The organism is Candidatus Hydrogenedentota bacterium, from assembly GCA_019695095.1.
Classification (GTDB): domain Bacteria; phylum Hydrogenedentota; class Hydrogenedentia; order Hydrogenedentales; family SLHB01; genus JAIBAQ01.
Genome location: JAIBAQ010000080.1, coordinates 19940 through 27520, shown reverse-complemented (window position 1 = coordinate 27520; position 7581 = coordinate 19940). Strand labels below are relative to the sequence as shown.

Annotated in this window: 6 protein-coding genes; 3 read left to right on the top strand and 3 right to left on the bottom strand. The window is 57.5% G+C overall.

From position 1 onward, the window contains the following. Positions 1–219: 219 nt before the first annotated feature. The 3 genes from K1Y02_14300 to K1Y02_14290 all read right to left on the bottom strand — a co-directional run bounded on the left by K1Y02_14300 (position 220) and on the right by K1Y02_14290 (position 4362). On the bottom strand, positions 220–1218 hold the full coding sequence (locus K1Y02_14300) for a nucleotidyl transferase AbiEii/AbiGii toxin family protein (protein MBX7257530.1): 999 nt from the start codon (positions 1216–1218) through the stop codon (positions 220–222). After that, positions 1211–1819: a type IV toxin-antitoxin system AbiEi family antitoxin domain-containing protein gene (locus K1Y02_14295; protein MBX7257529.1), complete on the bottom strand. Its 609-nt coding sequence runs from the start codon at positions 1817–1819 to the stop codon at positions 1211–1213. The genes K1Y02_14300 and K1Y02_14295 overlap by 8 nt, the downstream gene beginning before the upstream one ends. Before the next feature lie 266 nt (positions 1820–2085). Continuing rightward, on the bottom strand, positions 2086–4362 hold the full coding sequence (locus tag K1Y02_14290) for an aconitate hydratase (protein ID MBX7257528.1): 2277 nt from the start codon (positions 4360–4362) through the stop codon (positions 2086–2088). Between the two features lie 295 nt (positions 4363–4657). Between K1Y02_14290 and K1Y02_14285 the strand changes: the two genes are divergently transcribed. The 3 genes from K1Y02_14285 to K1Y02_14275 all read left to right on the top strand — a co-directional run bounded on the left by K1Y02_14285 (position 4658) and on the right by K1Y02_14275 (position 7581). Beyond that, positions 4658–5314: a hypothetical protein gene (locus K1Y02_14285; GenBank protein ID MBX7257527.1), complete on the top strand. Its 657-nt coding sequence runs from the start codon at positions 4658–4660 to the stop codon at positions 5312–5314. A 409-nt stretch (positions 5315–5723) separates the two neighbouring features. Next, complete coding sequence (locus K1Y02_14280) at positions 5724–6824, top strand: DUF1972 domain-containing protein (GenBank protein MBX7257526.1); 1101 nt, start codon at positions 5724–5726, stop codon at positions 6822–6824. Continuing rightward, complete coding sequence (locus tag K1Y02_14275; protein ID MBX7257525.1) at positions 6790–7581, top strand: methyltransferase domain-containing protein; 792 nt, start codon at positions 6790–6792, stop codon at positions 7579–7581. The genes K1Y02_14280 and K1Y02_14275 overlap by 35 nt, the downstream gene beginning before the upstream one ends.

Sequence of the window (7581 nt, the reverse complement as noted above, 5' to 3'; positions counted from 1 at the left end):
GCAAAATCAGTCTACCGAACTGGGGATTCGATGCCTTCTTTTCATTCTCCTTCCTGCCTCAAAACCTCCAAGGGGCTAAAACTCGTCCCTTTTCCTATTCGTTGCACTTACAATAAGAACTCAGGCGCACATCGTGCGAGGAAGTCTGAACGAGGTTCTGTACGTGGGAGAATTGCACCCGCACTCAGTTGATCCGATGCAAATAGCGGCATGGCGGTCTTATCGAGTGAGGCAGGCTTCCAGATCTCTCAAGAGATTTAAGACGACGTCGAAGTCAGGTGGGGTGTCTTCGAACATTCCTGCGTCAATCATCTGGTTATAGTCGTGTCGCAGGACTTCCAATTGAGGCTCGCCGGGTATCAGCCTGAAACTGCCCGAGAGACACTCATCGTAGTGCGCGTATGCCGCGTCAAAGAAGAACGTCTTTTGCCGAACGACGTCCTCAAGCAGTGATCGATTGGCAAGGGCACTTCTACCGATATCCGAATGGCTTAGCATTGCGAGGTCATACCAATGACGTGACTGTCGCTCAACGCTGAACTGACGCTGGCGATGACACTCGACATGTACGAGAGTCGCTTTCTCCCAGAAGGTGCGCTCCGGTGACAAGACATTGACTTCTGCCCCGGGAAACTTCAGCGTAGGTAAATCCTGCGCGATTGCAGGATCGACGCGGTGTGTGCTGGACGGTTCCGTGACATTGCGGCCGCCAAACTCGACGAGCACCCAATCGGTCAAGTAGCCGCCCACCAGAGTAAGGGGTGACGGGTAATGTAGATAGAGACGCTCTCCGTCTTCGCTCAACTCAATACGGCCTAATCCGTGCGTAGCTTCGTTGAACGCCGCGCTGAGTGGAGGGAGCATGTGCTGCTCCACATGCTCGCGCACCTGTTCTTTAAGATGTTCGGCAATGCGTCTAAGGCTGCTCCTTGAGGACTCTCCTGTTGGGGCATCATTGGGATCTTCCAGCAAATCGCGATAATCCAGCGAAACGTCAACGTCCTCTGAAAACCGGCGAATAATCCCGAAGACCTTGGAAAGGGAAGTCCCTCCTTTGAATGCCATCCTGACTGAACTCTGGACGGAGAAGAGACTCTCGAGTGTCCAACACAACCAAACATCTTTCAACAGAATCTGCGCCGAGCGCCCCAACTTGACCGATAGTGCCGCGAGAATCTGCTGCATCTCTTCCGCGGGCAATCGCAAGAACTCAGTCATCGGCCGTCGCCGCCGCATGCCGAATGAAGACGTCGTGCATCCAGCCCGGCATGACTGACGACGCTGACTTCAGTACGGCGAATTCTTCTGAACCCAAACGCTCCCGAATCCGTTCAACGGAGCGAATATCTACCGCGTTCTTGCCCAGGTACCACAGCGCGGTCAGGGCTACGCCCGCTGGGCGTCCGGTCAGTGCTAGCTTGCGCGGACTGATTCGCTTCAGAAGCACGTTCATCCTTCCCAACCTTACGTTGCGGGTGGGACCGCTCGTGTAGAACACGGGACGCATCGGTACTTGGGTACTAAGCCCCATGCGCCGGGCAGCCTCCGCCCCGTGGACCTGGATAACGCTTCCTGTTTCTCTGGCAATCACCTCCGCTATACGTTCGGGCTCAGGCGGAACGTCGCCCACGTATGCGTTCTTGACTGGGCGCATGTACACGCCACGGGCGGGACGCACCAATGCACCCTCCTTGACGAGGCGCGAAAGCGCTTGGTCGACTGCCGCCCTACTTCCGAAATGCAGGAACATTCGGGAGGTGGCAGGCTGCCCAACAGGCAACCCCATTGCTTCCGCTCTTATGCTCTCGATGGTGCTCATTATGGGTGTCTCTTGTCAGGAAGTTTATCATATATTCTGACAAACTTCAATTACATCCTCGCGTCTTGATAGATGTAAGGCTTTTCCCCCGTTCATGTTGCAGCAGAAACAACTCAAGAAGGCCTACCTAAGGATTGCAAATGGAGACTTCGGAGCGGTACACCTGTGGGAAAGCCCCAAATGCAAGCGCCCGGCTGCCGACTGGTGTGTCGGGGGAGCCGGGCGCCTTCTAGAAAAGACGTTTGGATGTGGACTGGCGCTTCGGCCTATTTCCCTGCTTTGACCTGGGCGCGGATAAGGTTAAGCGCGCCGCCCGCCTTGAACCACTCGATCTGATTTTCGTTGTAGGTATGGTTTACCGCAAACGAATCGGTGGTACCGTCGCTGTGGTGCAGCGTGACCGTGAGCGATTTGCCGGGGGCAAAGGTCGTCAGACCGGTGATGTCGATGGTGTCGTCTTCGCGGACCTTGTCGTAGTCGGCTTTGTCGGCAAAGGTGAGCGCGAGCATGCCCTGCTTCTTCAGGTTCGTCTCGTGGATGCGCGCAAACGACCGCACAAGAATCGCGCGCACGCCGAGGTGGCGCGGCTGCATGGCCGCATGCTCTCGCGAAGAACCTTCGCCGTAGTTCTCGTCGCCGACGACGACCGATCCGATGCCCTGCGCCTTGTAGGCGCGCGCGGTCGCCGGGACTTCGCCGTACGCGCCCGAAAGCTGGTTCTTCACTGTGTTGGCTTGGTCATTAAATGCGTTGATCGCGCCGATGAAGGTATTGTTCGCGATGTTATCGAGGTGTCCGCGGAACCGGAGCCACGGGCCCGCCATCGAAATGTGATCGGTCGTACACTTGCCTTTCGCCTTGAGCAGCAGACGAAGCCCTTTGAGGTCCGTGCCTTCCCAAGCGGCAAAGGGATCCAACAACTGCAAACGTTCCGACGTTGGACTCACATCGACTCTGACGCCGCTGCCGTCTTTAGCTGGCGCAACGTAACCGGGGTCTTCGCACGCGAACCCCTTCGCGGGCAGTTCCTCGCCAGACGGCGGATCGAGTTTCACGGACTGGCCGTCTTCGTTGATAAGGGAGTCGGTGAGGGGGTTGAAGTCCAGCCGTCCCGCCAGCGCGAGAGCCGTGACCATTTCGGGGGATGCCACAAAAGCGTGCGTCTTCGCATTGCCGTCGTTACGTTTGGCGAAGTTCCGGTTGAACGAGGTGACGATTGTGTTGGGCTGATCGTTTCCGCCCGTGCGGTGGCGCGACCATTGGCCGATGCACGGCCCGCACGCATTCGCGAGCACCACGCCGCCGATCGACTCGAAGTCCTTCAACACACCGTCGCGCTCAACGGTGTAGCGCACTTGTTCAGAGCCGGGAGTGATGGTGAATTCGGCCTTGGCCTTTACCTTCTTCGCGGCGGCCTGCCTCACCAGCGACGCAGCGCGGGTCATGTCCTCGTAGGAAGAATTTGTGCACGATCCGATGAGACCGACCTCGACTTCCAGCGGCCAACCCTTCTCTTTTGCGGCTTTGCCGAGCTCCGAGATAGGCCATGCCAGGTCGGGAGTGAAAGGACCATTTACCAGCGGTTCGAGTTCGCTGAGGTTGATCTCGATAACTTGGTCAAAATACTTCGCGGGATCGGCATAGACCTCGGGGTCGGGACGCAGGTGTTCACGCACGGCTTCCGCAGCCGCAGCCACATCGTCGCGGCCGGTGGCTTTCAAGTAACGCACCATGGAATCGTCGAAAGCGAAGACGGAAGTGGTTGCTCCAATTTCCGCGCCCATGTTGCATACGGTGCCTTTGCCCGTGCACGACATGCTTTCGGAGCCGGGACCGAAATATTCGACAATCGCGCCTGTGCCGCCTTTCACGGTAAGGATGCCTGCAACTTTGAGAATCACGTCTTTCGCGGAGGCCCAGCCGTTGAGTTTGCCCGTCAGATGCACGCCGATAAGCTTGGGCCATTTCAGTTCCCACGCCATGCCCGCCATGACATCGACGGCGTCCGCGCCGCCGACGCCGATGGCGCACATGCCAAGTCCGCCCGCGTTGGGTGTGTGCGAGTCCGTGCCGATCATCATCCCGCCGGGGAACGCGTAGTTTTCGAGGACCACCTGATGGATGATGCCGGCGCCGGGCTTCCAGAATCCGATGCCGTATTTGTTCGAGACCGACGACAAGAAGGCATAGACTTCCTTGTTGATGTCGAGGGCCTTGATCAAGTCTTTCGATGCGCCGCTTTCGGCCTGAATCAGGTGATCGCAGTGCACGGTCGAAGGCACCGCCGTCGTAGGACGGCCTGCCTGCATAAACTGAAGCAATGCCATTTGTGCGGTGGCGTCCTGCATGGCGACGCGGTCGGGCGCGAAATCGACGTAGTCCTGTCCGCGAGTAAACGCTTTCGCCGCAGGGCCATCCCATAGGTGGTTGTAGAGAATCTTCTCAGCGAGGGTAAGTGGGCGCCCCACGGCTTTGCGCGCCGCGGCGATACGCTCCGGCATCCGTTTGTAAACAGCTTGGATCATGTCAAAATCGAAAGCCATGGCTAAGTCCTCGCACCAGTTTGTGTTCCAAAGAGGGCCTCTATACTATCGAGAAAACGCCCAAGGAGTCCAATAGTCCGCAATTTGCACCGGCGCGATTGAGCGCCGACGCAAATTGCTCACGTGCAAAACTTTGAGGCTATGCCATGAGGATTTCTCGCGAACACACTCTGTTTTCGGAGAGCTGCTTTGGTTTTCGCCGCAAGCCTCGCAAAAACACTGGTTGCGAGAGAGGTTCAAGTGTGTTCGTGAGAAATCCGGAATAGATGGCGACGGCTAGCAAGGTGGAGAAGCAATGAAGACGCGCAAGCGAGTCATTTTAGGGTCGTTGGTATTGCTGACGGCATTTGTCGTTTTTGCAATGTTGACGGTAAATCTGCGTGTAGCGATGAGCACGACCAACACAAATTCGACGGTTTCGGCGTCGAATGCTTTCAGCCACGGACAGACGATCGATCTGGAGGGCGCAACGCGGAAGATCTGTTTTCATGTGAACGAACGGGTTGGCCTAGCATCGACGTTGAGTTGGGAGATTCGCGAGGCGCTGCGCGCGGCGAAGCGCTTCGAAATCTACCTTCTCAATAACGAGCCCGAGAAAGATGACCACCCGCTGCTTCTCGTGGAGATCGAGAACCCAAAGATTCTGTGGACGCCGGTGTATGGTCACGCCACGTTGGACGTGAAATTCGTGTACGCCACGGACACGACGGACCCCGCGATACTCCAGGGCAATTCCGACAACCTCGAACCCGACAGCGATCCGGACAAGTTCCAATTGCGCGTACGCGGCACAATTACGATTTCCGATTCCACCAAAGGACTGGTCACGCTACCCGCCTACCGAGAGCACCTAACCAAAGACGCCGCGAAGGCAATCGTTGAGGGAATCGTCAAAGCGATCGATGACCTGAAAAAGGACATAGAAAAGCAGGAGCAGAAGCAAGGCGAGTAGCATTTCTTAGAAGTGAGCTTTCGAGCACTGCCAGGTCTTCCTGACTCAATCCTGTAAATTGGGTGCATCCTGCCCAATTTCAAGGCACTTCCTGATACCCTCCACGCCAAGGGATCCTATCGCAAGGACTAACGCGCAATTCATTCCGCTCTAATCTGAAAATTGTGTACAACCGTCAAAAATATGATATACTGCTTTCCGCGAAGTTGGGCCTCGTCTGTTGGTGACCGCAAGGTCTTGATGCATATATAGATAATGCGTATATATTGTGCCCTCGGCACCTCAAGAGAAGGTGTCCTGAGACGGAGTATATTGTTGTCAAAGGGCTAGACGGGAGGATTTGTGCCGCCGTGGGTAGGGAATCGTTCGCGAGAGCGGCATTCTTGGAGCCGGTGGCGAGGCGTCATTCATGAGAATCGCGATCCTAGGCACGCGCGGAATCCCCGCGAACTACGGCGGGTTCGAGACCTTTGCCGAAGAGCTTGCGGTGCGCCTGGCGGAGCGAGGGCATGAGGTGACGGTATATTGCCGGAAGGCAAGCTATGAGGAGCACCTCGCCGAGTACCGGGGCGTGAAGCTGGTCACCCTGGGCAGCATCCACACGAAGCACCTCGATTCGATAACCCACACGTTGTTTTCGACCCTTGATTTGGTGCGACGCGGCGCGGACGTTTCGCTGTATTGCAGTTCGGGCAATAGCACGTTCATCTGGTTGACGCGCATGTTCGGCATCAAAGTCATCCTTAACACCGATGGCCTCGAATGGGAGCGCGCCAAGTGGAACGACTGGGCGAAGCGGTATTTCAAGTTTGCGGAATGGCTCGCGGCCAAGTTTGCCCACGTCCTCATCGCGGATTCGCGCGTCATCAGCGAGTACTACAAGAAGAAGTTCAACCGCGAGACGTCATACGCGGCATACGGCGCGGACATTGTGGAGCGCGGATTTCGCCCGGATTTGCTCGAATCGATTGGGGTGGAGCCGGAGAAGTACTTCCTGTTTGTGAGCCGGTTGGAACCGGAGAACAACGCGCATCTGGTGGTGAAAGCGTTCGAGGGCGTGAAGACCGATATGAAGATGCTGATCGTCGGCAGTGCGCCGTTTGCGGACGAGTACATCCGCGACCTGAAATCGACCAAGGACGCGCGCATTCTGTTTCCGGGGGCGTTGTATGGCGACGTCTACAAGGCGCTGCGGGCGAACGCGTATGTCTATGTCAATGCGATGGAAGTTGGCGGGACACACCCCGCGATCCTGGAAGCGATGGGCGCGGGGAACTGCGTGCTCGTGAGCGATATCGCGTACAACACGGAGGCGGTGGCTCACGCGGGCGTGCATTTTCGCAATCGCAATATAGATGACCTCCGCGATAAAATGCAGTGGCTGGTAGAGCATCCTGTCGACGTGGAGTCGTTTCGCGCGGAGGCGGTGGAACGCGTCCGTACGGAGTACGACTGGAACACGATCACGGACGAATATGAGCGCATCTTCCGAGAAATCATCGCAGCGTAAGCAGAACCTTGCGATGGACCCCGGCGTCATCGATCGGATCGGCGTGTCGCGCTACCGGCTGATTAAGCTGTGGGTTGCCGATGTCAACGGCCGCTACGAGGATGCCATTGCGCCGCACGTAAACCGCGACACCGTCCTGCTTGACGCAGGGTGCAGCCGCGGCGATCCCGATATCCCTTCGTTGGAGCGCGCGGGGCACGCAGTCGGTTGCGACGTAGACATGGCAGGCTTGCGCGCGAACGTGTTGGTTCGCGATCGCGTGTTCGCGCCGCTGGATGCGCTGCCGTTCGTGAGCGGGGCGTTCGACGCGATTCTGTGCAAGTTTGTGATCGAGCACTTGGCGAACCCGCTAGCCGTCTTCCGCGAATTCATGCGCGTGCTGAGGCCTGGCGGCATTGTCGCCGTGCTCACGCCCAATCGTTACAGTCCATTTGCGGTAATGTCCGGCCTGATACCTCATCCGGTGAAGGCCGCATTCAAAGGATTCTTGTTCGGGGGTCACGACGAGGACACGTTTCCGACGTATTACCGAGCCAACACCCCCGGCCGCCTCGACGCATTGATGCAGGAGGCCGGCTTTCGATCTCTGCGCCTGGAAATGCTCGCGGGAATGTGGGCGTTCTTCATCTTTATCCGGCCACTGGCCCTGGCGGTCCGCGCCGTGGAGCGCGCGGCGATGTACACGCCGGGGCTGCGTCGGTTGAGCACCCACATGCTCGGCGTTTGGCAAAAGCCGCTGACGGCAGGAGCAAGCTAG

Excerpts from the sequence above, each read along its gene's own strand:
- K1Y02_14295 (MBX7257529.1), bottom strand. The coding sequence starts at position 1,819 with ATGAGCACCATCGAGAGCATAAGAGCGGAAGCAATGGGGTTGCCTGTT.
- K1Y02_14300 (MBX7257530.1), bottom strand. The coding sequence starts at position 1,218 with ATGACTGAGTTCTTGCGATTGCCCGCGGAAGAGATGCAGCAGATTCTC.
- K1Y02_14280 (MBX7257526.1), top strand. The coding sequence starts at position 5,724 with ATGAGAATCGCGATCCTAGGCACGCGCGGAATCCCCGCGAACTACGGC.
- K1Y02_14285 (MBX7257527.1), top strand. The coding sequence starts at position 4,658 with ATGAAGACGCGCAAGCGAGTCATTTTAGGGTCGTTGGTATTGCTGACG.
- K1Y02_14290 (MBX7257528.1), bottom strand. The coding sequence starts at position 4,362 with ATGGCTTTCGATTTTGACATGATCCAAGCTGTTTACAAACGGATGCCG.
- K1Y02_14275 (MBX7257525.1), top strand. The coding sequence starts at position 6,790 with ATGAGCGCATCTTCCGAGAAATCATCGCAGCGTAAGCAGAACCTTGCG.